The sequence below is a fragment of the Pseudomonas gozinkensis genome, from assembly GCF_014863585.1.
Lineage (GTDB): Bacteria > Pseudomonadota > Gammaproteobacteria > Pseudomonadales > Pseudomonadaceae > Aquipseudomonas > Aquipseudomonas gozinkensis.
Genome location: NZ_CP062253.1, coordinates 1,499,966 through 1,517,166, shown reverse-complemented (window position 1 = coordinate 1,517,166; position 17,201 = coordinate 1,499,966). Strand labels below are relative to the sequence as shown.

Genomic DNA, 17,201 nt, shown 5'->3' with positions numbered 1-17,201 from the left:
TCATGTCGAAATTTTTTATCGACCGTCCGATTTTCGCCTGGGTAATTGCCCTGGTGATCATGCTGGTCGGGGCTCTATCGATCCTCAAGTTGCCGATCAACCAGTACCCGAGCATTGCGCCACCGGCCATTGCAATTTCCGTGACCTACCCGGGTGCTTCGGCACAGACGGTTCAGGACACCGTGGTCCAGGTGATCGAGCAACAGCTCAACGGTATCGACAACCTGCGTTATGTGTCCTCGGAAAGTAACTCCGACGGCAGCATGACCATCACCGCGACCTTCGAGCAAGGCACCAACTCCGACACCGCGCAGGTCCAGGTCCAGAACAAGCTGAACCTGGCCACCCCGCTGTTGCCGCAGGAAGTGCAGCAACAAGGTATCCGCGTGACCAAGGCAGTGAAGAACTTCCTGCTGGTGATCGGCGTGGTATCGCGTGACGGCAGCATGACCAAGGACGACCTGTCCAACTACATCGTGTCGAACATGCAGGACCCGATCTCGCGGACCGCCGGTGTCGGTGACTTCCAGGTCTTCGGTGCCCAGTACGCGATGCGCATCTGGCTCGACCCGGCCAAACTGAACAAGTACAACCTGACCCCGGCCGATGTCAGCGCCGCGATCTCGGCGCAGAACGTTCAGATCTCCTCCGGTCAGCTCGGCGGTCTGCCGGCGCTGCCAGGTCAGCAACTGAACGCCACGATCATCGGCAAGACCCGTCTGCAGACGGCCGAGCAGTTCAAGGCGATTCTGCTGAAGGTCAACCAGGATGGCTCGCAAGTCCGTATCGGTGACGTCGCCGATGTCGGTCTGGGCGGTGAAAACTCCAGTATCGCGGCGCAGTTCAACGGCAAGCCGGCTTCCGGTCTGGCGGTAAAACTGGCCAACGGTGCCAACGCCCTCGACACCGCAAAAGCCCTGCGCAAGACGATTGACGACCTCAAGCCGTTCTTCCCGCAAGGCATGGAAGTAGTGTTCCCGTACGACACCACCCCGGTGGTGACCGAGTCGATCAAGGGTGTGGTTGAAACCCTGGTAGAAGCGATCGTGCTGGTGTTCCTGGTGATGTTCCTGTTCCTGCAGAACTTCCGCGCCACCGTCATCACCACGATGACCGTGCCGGTGGTATTGCTCGGTACGTTCGGCATCCTCGCGGCCGCCGGTTTCAGCATCAACACCCTGACCATGTTCGGCATGGTATTGGCCATCGGCTTGCTGGTGGACGACGCCATCGTCGTGGTGGAGAACGTCGAGCGGGTGATGGCCGAAGAAGGCCTGTCACCGAAGGAAGCGACCAAGAAGTCCATGGGCCAGATCCAGGGCGCACTGGTCGGTATCGCGCTCGTTCTGTCGGCGGTATTGCTGCCGATGGCATTCTTCAGCGGCTCCACCGGTGTGATCTACCGTCAGTTCTCGATCACCATCGTGTCGGCCATGGGCCTGTCGGTTCTGGTCGCGCTGATCTTTACCCCGGCGCTCTGCGCCACCATGCTCAAGGCGATTCCGAAAGGCGAGCACGGCACACCGAAACGCGGCTTCTTCGGCTGGTTCAACCGCAACTTCGACCGCAGCGTGCGCAGCTACGAGCGCGGTGTCGGCAACATCCTGCAGCGCAAGGCGCCGTATCTGCTGGCCTACCTGCTGATCGTGGTCGGCATGATCTGGCTGTTCACCCGCATTCCAACGGCGTTCCTGCCGGAAGAAGACCAGGGCGTACTGTTCGCCCAGGTGCAGACCCCGGCCGGTTCCAGTGCCGAGCGCACGCAGGTGGTAATCGATGAAATGCGTACCTACTTGCTGGACAAAGAATCCAGTTCGGTAGCCTCGGTGTTCACCGTGAACGGCTTCAACTTCGCCGGTCGCGGCCAGAGTTCGGGTCTGGCGTTCATCATGCTCAAGCCATGGGACGAGCGTGACGCGAGCAACAGCGTGTTCGCCCTGGCTCAACGCGCCCAGCAGCACTTCTTCAGCTTCCGCGATGCGATGGTGTTTGCCTTCGCCCCGCCGGCAGTTCTGGAGCTGGGTAACGCCACCGGTTTCGACGTGTTCCTGCAGGACCGCGCCGGTATCGGTCACGACAAGTTGATGGAAGCCCGTAACCAGTTCCTCGGCATGGCTGCGCAGAGCAAGGTGCTCTACCAGGTACGTCCGAACGGTCTGAACGACGAGCCGCAATACCACCTGGAAATCGACGACGAGAAGGCCCGAGCCCTGGGCTTGAGCCTTTCCGACATCAACAGCACCCTGTCGATCTCCTTCGGTAGTAGCTACGTCAACGACTTCATCGACCGCGGTCGTGTGAAGAAGGTTTACGTGCAAGGTCAGGCCGGCGCTCGCATGAGCCCTGAAGACCTGAAGAAGTGGTACGTGCGCAACAGCGCCGGCACCATGGTTCCGTTCTCCGCGTTCGCCAAGGGCGAGTGGATCTACGGTTCGCCGAAACTGGCGCGTTACAACGGTGTAGAAGCGATGGAGATCCTCGGTTCTCCGGCGCCGGGTTACTCCACCGGTGAAGCGATGGCCGAAGTCGAAGCGATTGCCAAGAAACTGCCGGCCGGTGTCGGTATCTCGTGGACCGGTCTGTCGTACGAAGAACGACTGTCCGGCTCGCAGGCTCCGGCGCTGTACGCCCTGTCGCTGCTGATGGTGTTCCTGTGTCTGGCGGCGTTGTATGAAAGCTGGTCGATTCCGATCGCGGTCATGCTCGTGGTACCGCTGGGGATCATCGGTGCGCTGATGGCCACCAGCCTGCGCGGCCTGTCGAACGACGTGTACTTCCAGGTGGGGCTGTTGACGACCATTGGTCTGGCGGCTAAAAACGCCATTCTGATCGTCGAGTTCGCCAAGGAGCTGCACGAGCAGGGGCGCAGCCTGCGTGATGCGGCCATTGAAGCCTGCCGTATGCGTCTGCGACCGATCATCATGACGTCGCTGGCGTTCGTCCTCGGTGTTGTACCGTTGGCTATCTCCACTGGCGCAGGTTCGGGCAGTCAACACGCGATCGGTACCGGCGTGATTGGCGGTATGCTCACTGCAACGATCCTGGCGATCTTCTGGGTTCCACTGTTCTTCGTCACTGTGTCGTCCATGGGTCAGCGCAAAAACGCCGGCAAGGATGACGCCATAGAAACTCCTAAAGAGGCTGGCCAATGAGCAAGTCGCTACTCTCCATCGCAGTCGCCGCGTTCGTGCTAAGTGGTTGCTCGCTGATACCGGATTATCAGCAGCCTGAAGCACCGGTGGCCGCGCAGTTCCCGCAGGGCCCGGCGTACTCGCCGGCCCAGGCACCGGCGCAGGCCGCTGCCGAACAGGGCTGGAAGCAGTTTTTCCATGACCCTGCCCTGCAGCAGCTGATCCAGGTCGCCCTGGAAAACAACCGCGACCTGCGTGTCGCGGCGCTGAACATCGACGCCTATGCGGCTCAATACCGCATCCAGCGCGCCGACCTGTTCCCGGCCGTGTCGGCCAATGCCAGCGGCAGCCGTCAGCGGGTTCCGGCCCGTGCGTCGCAGACCGGTGATTCGACGATCACCAGTTCCTACTCCGCCACCGTCGGCATCAGCGCCTACGAGCTCGACCTGTTCGGTCGGGTTCGCAGCCTGAGCGAACAAGCGCTGCAACAATACTTCGCCACCGAAGAAGCGCGCCGCAGCACCCAGATCAGCCTGGTCGCCAGCGTGGCCAACGCCTACCTGACCTGGCAGGCCGACAAGGAACTGCTCAAGCTGACGCAGGACACCCTCGGTGCCTTCGAGGAAAGCTACAAGCTGACCAGCCGCAGCAACGAAGTCGGTGTGGCTTCGGCGCTGGACCTGGCGCAGTCGCGCACCTCGGTCGAGAACGCTCGTGCACAACTGGCGCGTTACACCCGCCAGGTCGCACAGGACGAAAACAGCCTGACCCTGCTGCTCGGCACCGGCGTGCCGGCCAATCTGCAAGCGGCCAAACCGCTGTCGGATGACCTGCTGGCCGATGTGCCGGCCGGCCTGCCGTCGGATCTGCTGCAACGTCGTCCGGACATCCTTCAGGCCGAGTACAACCTGAAGGCGGCCAACGCCAACATCGGCGCGGCCCGCGCAGCGTTCTTCCCGAGCATCAGCCTGACCGCCAACGCGGGCAGCCTGAGCCCGGACCTGTCCGGCCTGTTCAAGGGCGGTTCGGGCACGTGGCTGTTCCAGCCGCAGATCAACCTGCCGATCTTCAACGCCGGCAGCCTGCGCGCCAGCCTCGACTACGCCAAGATCCAGAAGGACATCGGCGTGGCGAACTACGAGAAGTCCATTCAAACAGCCTTCCAGGAAGTCGCCGACGGCCTGGCCGCCCGCCAGACCTACACCGAGCAGTTGCAGGCCCAGCGTGATTTCGTCGCCGCCAACCAGGACTACTACCGCCTGGCCGAGCGTCGCTATCGCATCGGCGTCGACAGCAACCTGACCTTCCTCGATGCCCAGCGTCAGCTGTTCAGCGCGCAACAATCGCTGATCACCGACCGCCTCGCGCAGCTGACCAGTGCGGTCAACCTGTACAAGGCCCTGGGCGGTGGCTGGAATGCGCAGACCGCGCAGAACGAGCCGCTCAAAGAAGAAGCGCCGAAGATGAAGTTGTTCTGATCTTCCGGTGAACACAAGAAGCCCGCCGATTGGCGGGCTTTTTGTTGCCTGCCAATCTTGCGTTCGATAATCGCCCAAATTCCACTTTCGCCGATTGAATCGCCTCGCCCGCCCCCCGCACCATTCGAACCACAAAACCAATAACAACAGGTTCGACACATGCTCCCGCGCCCTGCTCCATCCGGCTGATCGCCGCCGCTTCGCCCACTGAATCCATCGTATTTCTGCGCCACAAAAACGGCCGCAGTGGCCCCGTTTGCCCAAAAAAACAAGAGAGACCCGAGCCCATGACAACCTCCCCTGCGCCCTACGCACTCCCCGGCCTGATCGCCCTCGCCCTGGCCGGCGCCGCGCTGCCCGCTGCGGCAGAAGAAGCCGGTTTCATCGAAGGGGCCAAGGTCAACCTGAACCTGCGCAACTTCTACATCAACCGCAACTTCACCAACCCGACCAAGGCCCAGGGCAAGGCTGAAGAGTGGACGCAAAACTTCATCCTCGACGCGAAATCCGGTTTCACCCAGGGCACCGTCGGTTTCGGCATGGACGTTCTCGGGCTGTATTCGGTGAAGCTCGATGGCGGCAAGGGCACCGGCGGTACGCAACTGTTGCCGCTGGATCATGACGGGCGCCCGGCGGACAACTTCGGCCGCACCAACGTGGCGTTCAAGGCGAAGCTGTCGCAGACCGAGGTGAAGGTCGGCGAGTGGATGCCGGTGCTGCCGATCCTGCGCTCGGACGACGGTCGCTCGCTGCCGCAGACCTTTCGCGGCGGCCAGATCACTTCGAAGGAAATTGACGGCCTGACCCTTTACGGCGGCCAGTTCCGCGCCAACAGCCCCCGAGACGACAGCAGCATGAGCGACATGTCGATGACCGGCAAAGCTGCCTTCACTTCAGACCGCTTCAACTTCCAGGGCGGCGAATACGTGTTCAATGACAAGCGCACGCAGATCGGCTTGTGGAACGCCGAGCTCAAGGACATCTACAGCCAGCAGTACGTCAACCTGATCCACAGCCAGCCAATCGGCGACTGGACCCTCGGCGCCAACCTCGGCTTCTTCTACGGCAAGGACGACGGCAGTGCCCGCGCCGGCGACCTCGACAACAAGACCTGGTCGGGCCTGTTCTCGGCCCGATACGGCGGCCACACCTTCTACGTCGGCCTGCAGAAACTCACCGGCGACAGCGCCTGGATGCGCGTCAACGGCACCAGCGGCGGCACCCTGGCCAACGACAGCTACAACGCCAGCTATGACAACGCACAGGAACGCTCCTGGCAGATCCGCCACGACTACAACTTCGTTGTCCTCGGTCTCCCCGGCCTGACCCTGATGAACCGCTACATCAGCGGCGACAACGTGCACACCGGCACTGTCACCGACGGAAAGGAATGGGGCCGCGAATCGGAACTGGGCTACACGGTGCAGAGCGGCGCGCTCAAGAACCTGAACGTCAAATGGCGCAACTCGACCATGCGTCGTGATTTCAGTAACAACGAGTTCGACGAGAACCGGTTGATCGTCAGCTATCCGATCAGCCTGCTCTAAGCCGCCTGTCCGAATGGCTGGCGTTGCGCCAGCCATCATTTAAAGTGGAAAAACCTGAAGGACTCAGGAGCTCCACCCTCTTCGCTTCCGTTATCTGTTGATGTCGGTCCCCAAGACTTGGCCAGGTTGTCATCGGAAGACCCTGCTGATCACTGGAGGTCCACCTCATGATCACCCGATTCAACCCGCCCCCCGCCGACAAGGACTGGGACGCCAGGGCGTACCAGCAGTTTTCCCGTCTCAGGCAGCAACCGGTCGATGAACTGCTCGGCCGCGTCGACCTGGACAATCCTCGACGCATTTATGACCTCGGTTGCGGCACCGGCATAGCCACCAAGGTTCTGGCCGATCGCTGGCCCCAGGCAGATATCAAGGGCATCGACAGTTCGAAAGACATGCTTCAGGTCGCCCGTTGCCTGCCGATCAAGGCGCGCTGGCAACACGCCGAGCTGCAACACTGGAAACCCCGCAAGCCGGCCGACCTGTTGTTCGCCGCGGCCGTGCTGCATTTCATCGATGACCATCAAACGCTGTTGCCGGGACTGCTCCGCCACCTCAACCCCGACGGCTGTCTGGCCGCCCACATGCCGGACTGGCGCGATGCGCTGTGGTATCGGCTGATGCTCGACACCCTCGACGATGCCGGCCCCTGCGGTCGACCCATCGGCACTGCGCAATTGCGCCAGCGCATGGCGGCGCGACCGTTGTTGTCGCTGGAGGATTACTACCGGTTGCTCGCGCCGCTGACCCGGTCGCTGGAGATCTGGGAAACCGAACAGTTGCAGGTCGTGCGCGGAAGCTCACCGATTTATGACTGGGTGAAGGTGTCGGCACTGCGGCCGGTGATGCAGGGGCTGACGCCGGAGGAACAGGCGCGCTTCATTTATCACTACCTGATGCGGGTGCATGCGCATTATCCGCAGGAGGAAAACGGCCATACGCTATTTGCGTTCAAGCGGATTTTCATTGTCGCCAAGGTGTGATGTATCAATGCAACTGCCGCCATCGCTGGCAAGTCGAATCGTCGCACGGCAGCTCCCACAGGTTTTCTGTCGTTCACAAAATTCGTGTCCACCGAAGCCCCTGTGGGAGCTGGCTTGCCAGCGATGAGGCCGGATCAGCCGCCGTCACTCTCGGGATTCGGTACCCAGCTCATCCCAGACTGATTCGGCCAAGTGAAAGGTCGCATTCGCCGCCGGAATCCCGCAGTAGATCGCGCTCTGCATGATCACTTCCTTGATCTCGCCGCGGCTCACGCCATTGTTGGCCGCTGCGCGCAGGTGCAACTTGAGTTCACCCTCGCGGTTCATGCCGATCAGCATGGCGATGGTGATCAGGCTGCGGGTGTGGCGCGGCAGGCCCGGACGGGTCCAGATGTCACCCCAGGCGTGACGGGTGATCATCTCCTGGAATTCCGAGTTGAACTCGGTCAGCGTGGTCAGGCTGCGATCGACGTGAGCGTCGCCGAGCACCGCGCGGCGCACTTGCATGCCGTCGTCGTAACGTTGTTTCTCGTCCACGGAAATCCCCTCAATCGGCCAGCAGAAAGGTCAGCACACGGTCGCTGAACGCGTCGCCGGCCTGAACGTTGGAAAGATGTGCGGCATAGAACTCGGCGTACTCGGCGCCGCGCACATGCTCCTGAATGAAATGCCCGCCGGACGGTGGCGTCACCGCATCTTCGGTACCGGCGATCACCAGCAGCGGCGCCTTGATCGACGACAACTGCTCACGGAAATCCGCATCACGCACCGCCGCGCAGTTGGCGGCGTAACCTTCAGGATTGGTCGCGGCCAGCATGTCGGTGATCTGCTTGGCCGCTGCCGGATTGGCGGCAGAAAAGTCCGGGGTAAACCAACGGGCAATCGACGCATCCCGCAACGCGACCATCGCCGCCGGGCCGTCGCGCAGCACGGTTTCGATGCGCGGATTCCACACCGACGGATCGCCGATTTTTGCCGCCGTATTGCAGACGATCAGTTTGTTCAGCCGTTCGCCGGCATTGATCCCCAGCCACTGGCCGATCAGCCCGCCCATCGACAGACCGCAGAAATGTGCGCGCTCGATGTGCAGCGCATCCAGCAGCGCCAACACATCGCGGCCCAGTTGCTCGATACTGTAAGGGCCCGGCGTCACCAGCGACTGGCCGTGCCCGCGCGTATCAAAACGCAGCACGCGAAAATGTTCGGTGAAGGCCGGCATCTGCACGTCCCACATGTGCAGGTCGGTGCCCAGCGAGTTCGAAAGCACCAGCACCGGCGCATCGACCGGGCCTTCCAATGTGTAATGCAGTTCGCCATCGGCGAGTTGAACGAAAGCCACAGCCCTCTCCTTTCAGTCAGACAATGCGTTGTGTTCGGCCACTGCCCGCTCGACCCAGACCTGCGCCTGACCGAGGTAATGGGCGGGATCGAGCAGATGATCCAGTTCGGTTGCGCTCAGTTCGGCGGTCACCTGCGGTTCGTCACCGAGTACCGCCCGCAGGTGGCGCTGTTCGGCCACCGCTCGTTTGCAGCATTGTTCGAGCAGATGATGCGCGGTGTCGCGGCCGACCCGTTGCGCGAGGACGATGCTCACCGCTTCGGCCAGCACCAGACCTTGGGTCAATTCCAGGTTGCGGGCCATGCGCGCGACATCGACCTCCAGACCGTCGGCCAGCAGCCGCGCCTGTTGCAGTGCGCCGGACACCAGGCAGCAGATCTCCGGCAGGGTTTCCCATTCGGCGTGCCACAGACCGAGGCTGCGTTCGTGCTCCTGGGGCATGGCGCTGAACAGCGTCGAGAGCAGCCCTGGCACGCGGGTCGCCGCGCCGATCAACACCGCCGCACCCACTGGATTGCGCTTGTGCGGCATGGTCGAGGAACCGCCCTTGCCCGGCGCCGAGGGTTCGAACACTTCTGCCGCTTCGGTCTGCATCAACAGGCTGATGTCGCGGCCGAGTTTGCCGAGGCTGCCGGCGATCAGCCCGAGCACGGCGCCAAACTCGACGATGCGATCGCGCTGGGTGTGCCACGGTTGTTCCGGCAGAGTCAGTTGCAGTTCTTCAGCCAGTGCTCGGGCAATCGGCATCGCTTGTTCGCCGAGCGCCGCGAGGGTGCCCGAGGCGCCGCCGAATTGCAGCACCAGCAGTCGCGGTTTGAGTTCGCACAGACGCTGCCGGCTGCGAGTGATCGCGCCAAGCCAACCGGCGATCTTCATGCCGAGCGTCACCGGCGTCGCATGTTGCAGCCAGGTGCGCCCGGCCAGCGGCGTCGCGGCGTGGCGCTGCGCCTGAATGGCGAGGGCGTCAGCCAATTGCACCAGCTCCCCTTCAATCAACGCCAGCGCCTGACGCAATTGCAGCACCAGCCCGGAATCCATCACGTCCTGGCTGGTGGCGCCCAGATGCACGTAGCGCTCGGCTTCAGCATCGGTCGCAGCAATCTGTTTGCCCAATGCTTTCACCAGCGGGATCGCCGAGTTGCCAGCCGTGGCAATCGCCTCGCCCAACGCTGCGAAATCAAACAGCCCGGCGCGGCAGGCGTTTTCGATCGACGCGACAGCGCCCCCCGGAATCAATCCGACCCGCGCTTCGGCCCGGGCCAGCGCCGCTTCGAAGTCGAGCATCGCCTGCACCCGGCCCTGATCGCAGAACACGTCGCGCATATCGCGGGCAGTAAAGTAGGCATCGAACAATTGATTGCCCGGTCGCTGAGTCATAAACAGTCCTTGCCGGCGCGGGCCGTTGTGGCCCGCGCGCATCGTTTTAAAGGTCGTGGTGCAAATACTTCGCTTCTTTGGGCAGGCGCAGGCTGAACAGGAACGCCACGGCCATCATGATCGTGACATACCAGTAGAACGCGTTTTCCATGCCACCGGCCTTCAGGCTCAGGGCGACGTATTCTGCCGAACCGCCGAAGATCGCGTTGGCCACTGCATACGCCAGACCGACGCCGAGGGCGCGGACTTCCGGCGGGAACATCTCGGCTTTCACCAGACCGCTGATCGAGGTGTAGAAGCTGACGATCGCCAGTGCCAGGGTGATCAGCACAAAGGCCAGGAACGGGCTGCCGACACTTTTCAGGCTGAGCAGGATCGGCACCGTGAACAGTGTGCCGAGGCCACCGAACCAGAGCATCGAGTTACGCCGGCCGATCTTGTCGGCGAGCATGCCGAACAGCGGCTGCATGCACATGTACAGGAACAGCGCGCCGGTCATGATGTAGCTGGCGGTCTTGGCGTGCATGCCGGCGGTGTTCACCAGGTACTTCTGCATATACGTGGTGAAGGTGTAGAAAATCAGCGAGCCGCCGGCGGTGTAGCCGAGCACGGTGATGAACGCAGCCTTGTGGTCGCGGAACAGTGCGCGGATGCTGCCGGCGTCCTTGTTCTCGCGCATTTCCTTGCTGGTGGTTTCTTTCAGCGAACGGCGCAGGAACAGCGAAATCAACGCGGCGGCCGCACCGACCACGAACGGAATCCGCCAGCCGTAGGCGCGCAACTCTTCTTCGGAGAGAAATTGTTGCAGGATCACCACCAGCAACACCGCCAGCAGTTGCCCGCCGATCAAGGTCACATACTGGAACGAGGCGAAAAACCCGCGCTGCCCCTTGAGCGCGACTTCGCTCATGTAGGTGGCGGTGGTGCCGTACTCACCGCCCACCGACAGGCCTTGCAGCAGTCGCGCGAACAGCAGCAGCAACGGCGCCCAGACGCCAATGTCCTTGTAAGTCGGCAGGCAGGCGATCAGCAACGAACCGAAGCACATCATCAGAATCGAGATCAGCATCGAGTTCTTGCGCCCGTGCTTGTCCGCGACCCGGCCGAAAATCCAGCCGCCGATCGGTCGCATCAGGAACCCGGCGGCGAACACGCCTGCCGTGTTGACCAGCTGCACCGTGGGGTTGTCGGAGGGGAAGAACGCCGGGGCGAAATAGATCGCGCAGAAGGCGTAGACGTAGAAGTCGAACCATTCGACCAGGTTGCCGGACGACGCGCCGACAATGGCGAAGATGCGCTTGCTGCGCTCTTCACCGGTGTAATGGGAGGTGGTGGTTGTCATTGTTTTTCACTCGATAGGGACAGTGAGAGTCTAGACACACTTCGCAACAGTCCCGTTCCACAGATACTCAAGCGCTGCAAATCCCTGTGGGAGCGGGCTTGCCCGCGATGCGGTGTGTCATTCAGCACAAACGTCACTGATCTACCGCCATCGCGAGCAAGCTCGCTCCCACAGAGTTAAGTGGTGTTCTAGTAATCGAAGAACACGGTCTCGGCGTCAGTGCCCTGCAGAATCACATTCCACTGATAGACACCCGCTGCATCCGGCTTCGCCAGCAACGTGGTGCGGCGCTCGGCCGGTACGCATTCGAGCAGCGGATCATTGACGTTCGCCGGATCGCCCTCGAAGTAGATCCGCGTCAGCAGGTGCTTCACCAGACCGCGCGCGAACACCAGCACCACCAGGTGCGGCGCCTGGGTCGAGCCCTTCAGGCCTTCGACCGTGCCCGGCTTGATGGTGGTGAAACGGAAGCGCCCTTCGGCGTCCACCGGCACCCGGCCGAAACCTTCGAAATTCGGATCGAGCGGCTTGGCCTGCTCGTCTTCCGGGTGATCGTATTTGCCGGCGCCGTTGGCCTGCCAGACTTCGAGCATGGCGTCGTTGACGACATCGCCGTTGCCGTCCACCACTTGCCCGCTGATCGCCACGCGCTGACCGAGGGTCAGTTCGTTGGCGAGGTTTTCACGGTTCAGCCAGGTCAGGCCGATGTGGTAATACGGCCCGACGGTGTGGGACGTGGTCGCAGTCAGGGTCATCTCATTTCTCCATCGGCGTGGCTTCGCGGCCGCGCAGCACGATGTCCCAGCGATAAGCGAGGGCGTAGGACGGAATGGTTTTTTCCAGATCGAAAGCGGCGATCAGGCGTTCCTTGGCCGAGGTGTCCGGCACGCAGTTGTAGATCGGGTCATACGGCAGCAACGGGTCGCCCGGGAAATACATCTGCGTGACCAGACGCGTCAGGATGCTCGGCCCGAACAGCGAGAAATGCACGTGGGCCGGGCGCCAGGCGTTGTGGTGGTTGCCCCACGGATAGGCGCCGGGCTTGATGGTCTGGAACTGATACCAGCCGTCGGCGTCGGTCACGGTGCGGCCGGTGCCGGTGAAGTTCGGGTCCAGCGGTGCGTCGTGCAGATCGCGAGCGTGGTTGTAGCGACCGGCGGCGTTGGCCTGCCAGATCTCCACCAGAATCCCCGGCACCGGCAGACCGTCTTCGTCGAGCACGCGCCCGTGAATGATGATCCGCTCGCCGAGGGGCTCGCCCTGATGCTGGGCGGTCAGATCGTTATCGGTGTCGGCCACACGCTCGGCACCGATGGTCGGGCCGGTGATTTCCGACAGCGAGTGCGGCAAAAACACCAACGGCTTGGACGGCGAGCGCAGATTGGTGGATTGATAATTCGGGTGCAGGTACGGCGGCTGGGTGCCTTCCTGCGGGCGGCGGTAACCAGGCTTGTCAGTCATTTCGCTTTCCTCTGTTCTTGTTCGTCACGGCTTGCGTCAGACGCGTTCGATGGCCAGGGCCAGACCCTGGCCGACGCCGACGCACATGGTCGCCAGACCTTTCTTGCCACCGGTCTTTTCCAGCTGATGCAGCGCGGTCAGTACCAGACGCGCGCCGCTCATGCCCAGCGGGTGGCCCAAGGCAATCGCGCCGCCGTTCGGGTTGACCTGGGCGGCGTCGTCCGCCAGACCCAGCTCGCGCAATACCGCCAGACCCTGGCTGGCAAACGCTTCGTTGAGTTCGATCACATCGAAATCGCTGACCGCCACACCAAGGCGTTCGGTGAGTTTGCGCACCGCCGGCACCGGGCCGATGCCCATCACCCGTGGCGCGACCCCGGCGCTGGCCATGCCCAGCACTTTGGCGCGGGCAGTCAGGCCGTGTTTTTTCACTGCTTCGGCCGAAGCCAGAATCAGCGCGGCGGCACCGTCGTTGACGCCCGAAGCGTTGCCGGCGGTGACGGTCTTGTCCGGGCCGTTGACTGGCTTCAATTTGGTCAGGGCTTCAATCGTGGTGTCGGCGCGAGGGTGTTCGTCCTGGCTGACCACGGTTTCGCCCTTCTTGTGGGCGATCCGCACTTCGACGATTTCCTCGGCGAAGTAGCCGGCAGCCTGGGCGGCGGCAGTACGTTGCTGACTGCGCAGGGCGAAAGCGTCCTGATCCTCGCGGGAAATTTCGTAATCGTCGGCGACGTTGTCGGCGGTCTGCGGCATCGCGTCGACGCCGTACTGCGCTTTCATCAACGGGTTGATGAAACGCCAGCCGATGGTGGTGTCCTCCAGCTTCATGTTGCGCGAAAACGCCGCATCAGCCTTGCCCATTACGAACGGTGCGCGGGACATCGACTCGACGCCGCCGGCAATCGCCAGCTCCATTTCGCCACTGGCAATGGCGCGGAACGCTGTACCAATGGCGTCCATGCCCGACGCGCAGAGGCGATTGAGGGTGACGCCCGGAACGCTGTCCGGCAGACCGGCCAGCAACAGCGCCATGCGCGCGACGTTGCGGTTGTCTTCGCCGGCCTGGTTGGCGCAGCCGAGGAACACTTCGTCGATGGCGCTCCAGTCCACCGATGGGTTGCGTTCCATCAGGGCCTTGATCGGCACGGCGGCCAGATCGTCGGCGCGAACCGCCGCCAGACCGCCACCGAAACGACCGATGGGCGTACGAATCGCATCGCAGATATAAACGTCACGCATCATGCTTCTCCCGGTGCCTGGCCGTGGGCCGCTGCGGTGCGGGCTTCGAGATCGCGCAGGGCGGTCAGCTCGACTTCGGTCGGCTCGGCAGTGGTGGACACGCTGTCGGCAAAACGGATCGCCCAACCGGTGGCGGCGACCACTTGCTCGCGGGTCACGCCCGGATGCAGTGCGGTGACCACGAATTCATGGGTGCCCTCTTCCGGCTCCATGATGCACAGGTCGGTGATGATCCCGACCGGGCCGGCGCCCGGCAGGCCGAGACGTTTGCGCGAATCGCCGCCCTCGCCATGGCCCACCGAGGTGATGAAATCGAGTTTGTCGACAAACGAACGCGCCGACTGTTTAAGGATGATCAGCACGCTTTTCGCGGAACCGGCGATCTCCGGCGCGCCACCGGCACCCGGCAGACGGACTTTCGGCTGGTGATAGTCGCCGACCACCGTGGTGTTGATGTTGCCGAAACGGTCGACCTGCGCTGCACCGAGGAAACCGACGTCGATGCGTCCGCCCTGCAGCCAGTAGCGAAAAATCTCACCGGTCGGCACGACAGTGTCGGCGGTTTCCGCCAGTTCGCCGTCACCGATGGACAGTGGCAATACGCTGGGTTTGGCGCCAATCGGGCCCGATTCGTAGATCAGCACCACGTCCGGCGACGAGGTCAGGCGCGCCAGGTTGGCGGCTTTCGACGGCAGGCCGATGCCGACGAAGCATACCGAGCCGTTCTTCAGGCGACGGGCCGCGGCGACGGTCATCATTTCATTGGTGGTGTAAGTCATTACTTGGCCTCCGAAGCAGCGGCCAACTTGGCCTGGAACTCGCTGAAGTCAGCGCAGCCATGGATGTATTCGTTGATCCACGCGGTAAACGTCTCACGGTCGCGGGCGATCGGATCCCACGCCTGATAGAAGCGATTGTCACGCTCGGTGTAACCGTGGGCGTAGGAAGGATGCGCGCCACCGGGTACGTGGCAGACCGCGCTCAAGGCCCAGGTCGGCAGCACGCAGGCGTTCATCGGCGCGTTGAGGTTGTCGACGATTTCTTCGACGGTAACGATGCAACGCTTGGCGGCCAGTGCGGCTTCTTTCTGCACGCCGAGAATGCCCCACAGCAGCACGTTGCCCTGACGGTCGGCTTTCTGGGCGTGGATCACGGTCACGTCCGGACGCACCGACGGCACCGCCGCCAGCACTTCACCGGTGAACGGGCACGTTACGGATTTGATCAGCGGGTTGACCTTCGGCAGGTCGGAACCGGCGTAGGCCCGCAGCACCGCGAATGGCAGACCGGAGGCGCCGGCGACGTAGGCGTTGGCCAGGTCGGCGTGGCTGTGTTCTTCGATTTCCAGCGCGTGCGGCCATTGTTTCTCGACCGCGTCGCGCAGACGGTGCAGCGAACCCACGCCAGGGTTGCCGCCCCAGGAGAAGATCAGCTTGCGTGCACAGCCGGCGCCGATCAGTTGGTCGTAGATCAGGTCAGGCGTCATCCGCACCAGGGTCAGATCTTTCTTGCCCTGACGAATGATTTCATGACCCGCCGCCGTAGGGATCAGGTGAGTGAAGCCTTCGAGCGCGACGGTGTCGCCGTCGTTGACGAATTGCTTCACCGCGTCGTGCAGCGAAAGGATCTCAGCCATGGAGCGGGCTCCTGTTTTTGTAATGAATCGCCAGTGATAAAAAGGCGCGAGGTTCTGCGCCGGAGTCACTGAAGATTAAGCCGCTGATTTTCGCCAAACAATCCGATAATCGACTGAGTGTTCGTTTATCGAACAGATTGTTATCAACCTATCAATCAACATCACAACCTTCGCCGCAACGCCGCTCGGAGCAAGCCCGCTCCCACATTTTGAAATGCATTCCAATGTGGGAGCGGGCTTGCCCGCGAAGGCGCCGGAACATTCAGCGCGGATCAAAATGACTCAACTCAAGTCGCATCCGCATGACTGACCAGGCCCTTGATCACCACCGCAGCCGTGGCCAACCCCGCCGGAATCACCAGCGCCGTCAGCACCTGTTCGAAATTCCAGCCCAGCCCCAACAGGGTCGCGCCCATCCACGCCCCGAGAATCGCGCCAAAGCGGCCGATGCCGAGCATCCACGAAACACCGGTCGCCCGGCCCTGAGTCGGATAAAACCGCGCCGCCAGCGACGGCATCGCCGATTGCGCGCCGTTGACGCACATGCCCGCCACCAGCACCAGCGTCGCCAGCAACGTGATGTTGCCCAGGCTCTGCCCCACCGCGTAGGCAAACACCCCGGCCAGCAGGTAGAAAATGCCGATGACCTTGTGCGGATTGAACCGGTCCATCGCCCAGCCTACGCCGACTGCACTCAATACCCCGCCGAACTGGAACAGCGCGCCGATAAACGCCGCCTGCTCCATGCTCGCGCCGCTGTCGCGCATCAGGGTCGGCAGCCAGCTGGTCAGCAGGTAAACGATCACCAGGCCCATGAAATAGGTCAGCCACAACAGCAGCGTGCCGACGCTGTAGGTGCCGGAGAAAATCACCGCGAACACGTTGCGCGCCTTTACGGTTTTCTGTTCCGGCACGCTGAAACTCGCGGCTTGAGCGACGGTGGCTGGATCAATGGGCGCGAGGGTCTTGCGCACTTTGTCGGTGCCACGATTACGCACCACCAGATAACGCGCCGACTCGGGCAGCCAGAGCAGCAACACCACGGTGAGGATCAGTGGCAGGATCCCGCCGATCAGCAGCAGGCTGTGCCAGCCGAATGCCGGGATCAACTTGGCCGAGATGAATCCGCCGCCGGCCATGCCGAGGTTGAAGCCGCAGAACATGCTGGTCACCAGCAACGACTTCTTGCGCTCAGGGGTGTATTCCGACAGCAGTGTGGTGGCGTTCGGCATCCCGGCGCCCAAGCCCAGACCAGTGAGGAAACGCAGCACCAGCAACTGATCGACGTTGGTGGCGTAGGCCGAAGCCAGGCTGAAAGCACCGAACAGAAATACCGCCCCGACCAGTACGACTTTTCGCCCGAAACGGTCAGCCAATGGGCCGGAGCCCAACGCACCGAAGACCATGCCGATCAGCGCGGCACTCATCACCGGACCGAGACTGGCGCGGTCGATGCCCCAGTCCTGGGACAAGGCCGGCGCGATAAAACCCATGGCCGCGGTGTCGAGACCATCGAGGAACACAATCAGGAAACACAGGATCACCACGCGCCATTGATAGCGCGAGATCGGTTGGGCGTTGATGAAGGACTGCACGTCGAGGCAGTGACCTACAGCGGACTGAGGCTGGTTCATTATTTTTATTCCACGCAAGAAAACGCAGTCGAAC

Annotated in this window: 15 protein-coding genes; 4 read left to right on the top strand and 11 right to left on the bottom strand. The window is 62.5% G+C overall.

The genetic code is table 11. From position 1 onward, the window contains the following. Positions 1–2 precede the first annotated feature (2 nt). Together emhB and emhC are read left to right on the top strand one after the other, a co-directional pair. Positions 3–3,152, top strand: coding sequence for an efflux RND transporter permease subunit EmhB (gene emhB, locus IHQ43_RS06750; protein ID WP_192563804.1), 3,150 nt, complete (start codon positions 3–5; stop codon positions 3,150–3,152). Beyond that, a complete protein-coding gene (gene emhC / locus IHQ43_RS06745) occupies positions 3,149–4,609 on the top strand; it encodes an efflux RND transporter outer membrane subunit EmhC (RefSeq protein ID WP_192563803.1) in 1,461 nt (486 codons plus the stop codon). Before emhB ends, emhC begins: the two co-directional genes overlap by 4 nt. Here the strand turns inward: emhC and IHQ43_RS06740 are convergent. Further along, on the bottom strand, positions 4,575–4,898 hold the full coding sequence (locus IHQ43_RS06740; protein WP_192563802.1) for a hypothetical protein: 324 nt from the start codon (positions 4,896–4,898) through the stop codon (positions 4,575–4,577). The two genes, emhC and IHQ43_RS06740, sit on opposite strands and share 35 nt — an antisense overlap. Between IHQ43_RS06740 and IHQ43_RS06735 the strand changes: the two genes are divergently transcribed. Together IHQ43_RS06735 and IHQ43_RS06730 are read left to right on the top strand one after the other, a co-directional pair. Further along, complete coding sequence (locus IHQ43_RS06735; protein ID WP_192563801.1) at positions 4,897–6,156, top strand: OprD family porin; 1,260 nt, start codon at positions 4,897–4,899, stop codon at positions 6,154–6,156. The genes IHQ43_RS06740 and IHQ43_RS06735 overlap by 2 nt on opposite strands. A 167-nt stretch (positions 6,157–6,323) precedes the next feature. Further along, on the top strand, positions 6,324–7,139 hold the full coding sequence (locus IHQ43_RS06730) for a methyltransferase domain-containing protein (RefSeq protein ID WP_192563800.1): 816 nt from the start codon (positions 6,324–6,326) through the stop codon (positions 7,137–7,139). 144 nt (positions 7,140–7,283) lie between these two features. Here the strand turns inward: IHQ43_RS06730 and pcaC are convergent, their stop codons facing one another. From pcaC to pcaK, 10 genes are all read right to left on the bottom strand, one after another. Beyond that, entirely contained in the window at positions 7,284–7,676 is a 393-nt protein-coding gene (pcaC, locus tag IHQ43_RS06725) for a 4-carboxymuconolactone decarboxylase (RefSeq protein ID WP_011332825.1), read from the bottom strand. A gap of 10 nt (positions 7,677–7,686) precedes the next feature. After that, positions 7,687–8,478, bottom strand: a complete 792-nt coding sequence (pcaD, locus tag IHQ43_RS06720) for a 3-oxoadipate enol-lactonase (RefSeq protein ID WP_192563799.1) — start codon at positions 8,476–8,478, stop codon at positions 7,687–7,689. A 12-nt stretch (positions 8,479–8,490) separates the two neighbouring features. After that, complete coding sequence (locus IHQ43_RS06715; protein ID WP_192563798.1) at positions 8,491–9,855, bottom strand: 3-carboxy-cis,cis-muconate cycloisomerase; 1,365 nt, start codon at positions 9,853–9,855, stop codon at positions 8,491–8,493. 46 nt (positions 9,856–9,901) lie between these two features. Continuing rightward, positions 9,902–11,197 carry an MFS family transporter gene (locus tag IHQ43_RS06710; protein ID WP_192563797.1) on the bottom strand — a complete coding sequence of 432 codons (1,296 nt, stop codon included), beginning with the start codon at positions 11,195–11,197 and terminating at the stop codon, positions 9,902–9,904. Positions 11,198–11,385: 188 nt separating this feature from the next. Further along, entirely contained in the window at positions 11,386–11,952 is a 567-nt protein-coding gene (pcaG, locus tag IHQ43_RS06705) for a protocatechuate 3,4-dioxygenase subunit alpha (RefSeq protein ID WP_192563796.1), read from the bottom strand. Position 11,953: 1 nt separating this feature from the next. Further along, positions 11,954–12,658, bottom strand: a complete 705-nt coding sequence (pcaH, locus tag IHQ43_RS06700; protein WP_007957831.1) for a protocatechuate 3,4-dioxygenase subunit beta — start codon at positions 12,656–12,658, stop codon at positions 11,954–11,956. A 36-nt stretch (positions 12,659–12,694) separates the two neighbouring features. Further along, positions 12,695–13,900 carry a 3-oxoadipyl-CoA thiolase gene (gene pcaF / locus IHQ43_RS06695; protein WP_173861369.1) on the bottom strand — a complete coding sequence of 402 codons (1,206 nt, stop codon included), beginning with the start codon at positions 13,898–13,900 and terminating at the stop codon, positions 12,695–12,697. Further along, on the bottom strand, positions 13,897–14,676 hold the full coding sequence (locus tag IHQ43_RS06690) for a CoA-transferase subunit beta (RefSeq protein ID WP_192563795.1): 780 nt from the start codon (positions 14,674–14,676) through the stop codon (positions 13,897–13,899). Before IHQ43_RS06690 ends, pcaF begins: the two co-directional genes overlap by 4 nt. Further along, positions 14,676–15,533, bottom strand: a complete 858-nt coding sequence (locus IHQ43_RS06685; RefSeq protein ID WP_003222404.1) for a CoA transferase subunit A — start codon at positions 15,531–15,533, stop codon at positions 14,676–14,678. The genes IHQ43_RS06690 and IHQ43_RS06685 overlap by 1 nt, the downstream gene beginning before the upstream one ends. A gap of 287 nt (positions 15,534–15,820) precedes the next feature. Then, positions 15,821–17,167 (bottom strand): 4-hydroxybenzoate transporter PcaK, encoded by a 1,347-nt coding sequence (pcaK, locus tag IHQ43_RS06680; protein WP_007957828.1) that lies wholly within the window; start codon positions 17,165–17,167, stop codon positions 15,821–15,823. Between the last annotated feature and the right edge of the window lie 34 nt (positions 17,168–17,201).

Bases quoted from the DNA above. Each gene is read 5' to 3' on its own strand.
- emhB (WP_192563804.1), top strand. From the start codon at position 3: ATGTCGAAATTTTTTATCGACCGTCCGATTTTCGCCTGGGTAATTGCC.
- IHQ43_RS06735 (WP_192563801.1), top strand. From the start codon at position 4,897: ATGACAACCTCCCCTGCGCCCTACGCACTCCCCGGCCTGATCGCCCTC.
- pcaF (WP_173861369.1), bottom strand. From the start codon at position 13,900: ATGATGCGTGACGTTTATATCTGCGATGCGATTCGTACGCCCATCGGT.
- IHQ43_RS06715 (WP_192563798.1), bottom strand. From the start codon at position 9,855: ATGACTCAGCGACCGGGCAATCAATTGTTCGATGCCTACTTTACTGCC.
- pcaH (WP_007957831.1), bottom strand. From the start codon at position 12,658: ATGACTGACAAGCCTGGTTACCGCCGCCCGCAGGAAGGCACCCAGCCG.
- IHQ43_RS06740 (WP_192563802.1), bottom strand. From the start codon at position 4,898: ATGGGCTCGGGTCTCTCTTGTTTTTTTGGGCAAACGGGGCCACTGCGG.
- pcaG (WP_192563796.1), bottom strand. From the start codon at position 11,952: ATGACCCTGACTGCGACCACGTCCCACACCGTCGGGCCGTATTACCAC.
- IHQ43_RS06690 (WP_192563795.1), bottom strand. From the start codon at position 14,676: ATGACTTACACCACCAATGAAATGATGACCGTCGCCGCGGCCCGTCGC.
- IHQ43_RS06710 (WP_192563797.1), bottom strand. From the start codon at position 11,197: ATGACAACCACCACCTCCCATTACACCGGTGAAGAGCGCAGCAAGCGC.
- pcaK (WP_007957828.1), bottom strand. From the start codon at position 17,167: ATGAACCAGCCTCAGTCCGCTGTAGGTCACTGCCTCGACGTGCAGTCC.
- IHQ43_RS06730 (WP_192563800.1), top strand. From the start codon at position 6,324: ATGATCACCCGATTCAACCCGCCCCCCGCCGACAAGGACTGGGACGCC.
- emhC (WP_192563803.1), top strand. From the start codon at position 3,149: ATGAGCAAGTCGCTACTCTCCATCGCAGTCGCCGCGTTCGTGCTAAGT.
- IHQ43_RS06685 (WP_003222404.1), bottom strand. From the start codon at position 15,533: ATGGCTGAGATCCTTTCGCTGCACGACGCGGTGAAGCAATTCGTCAAC.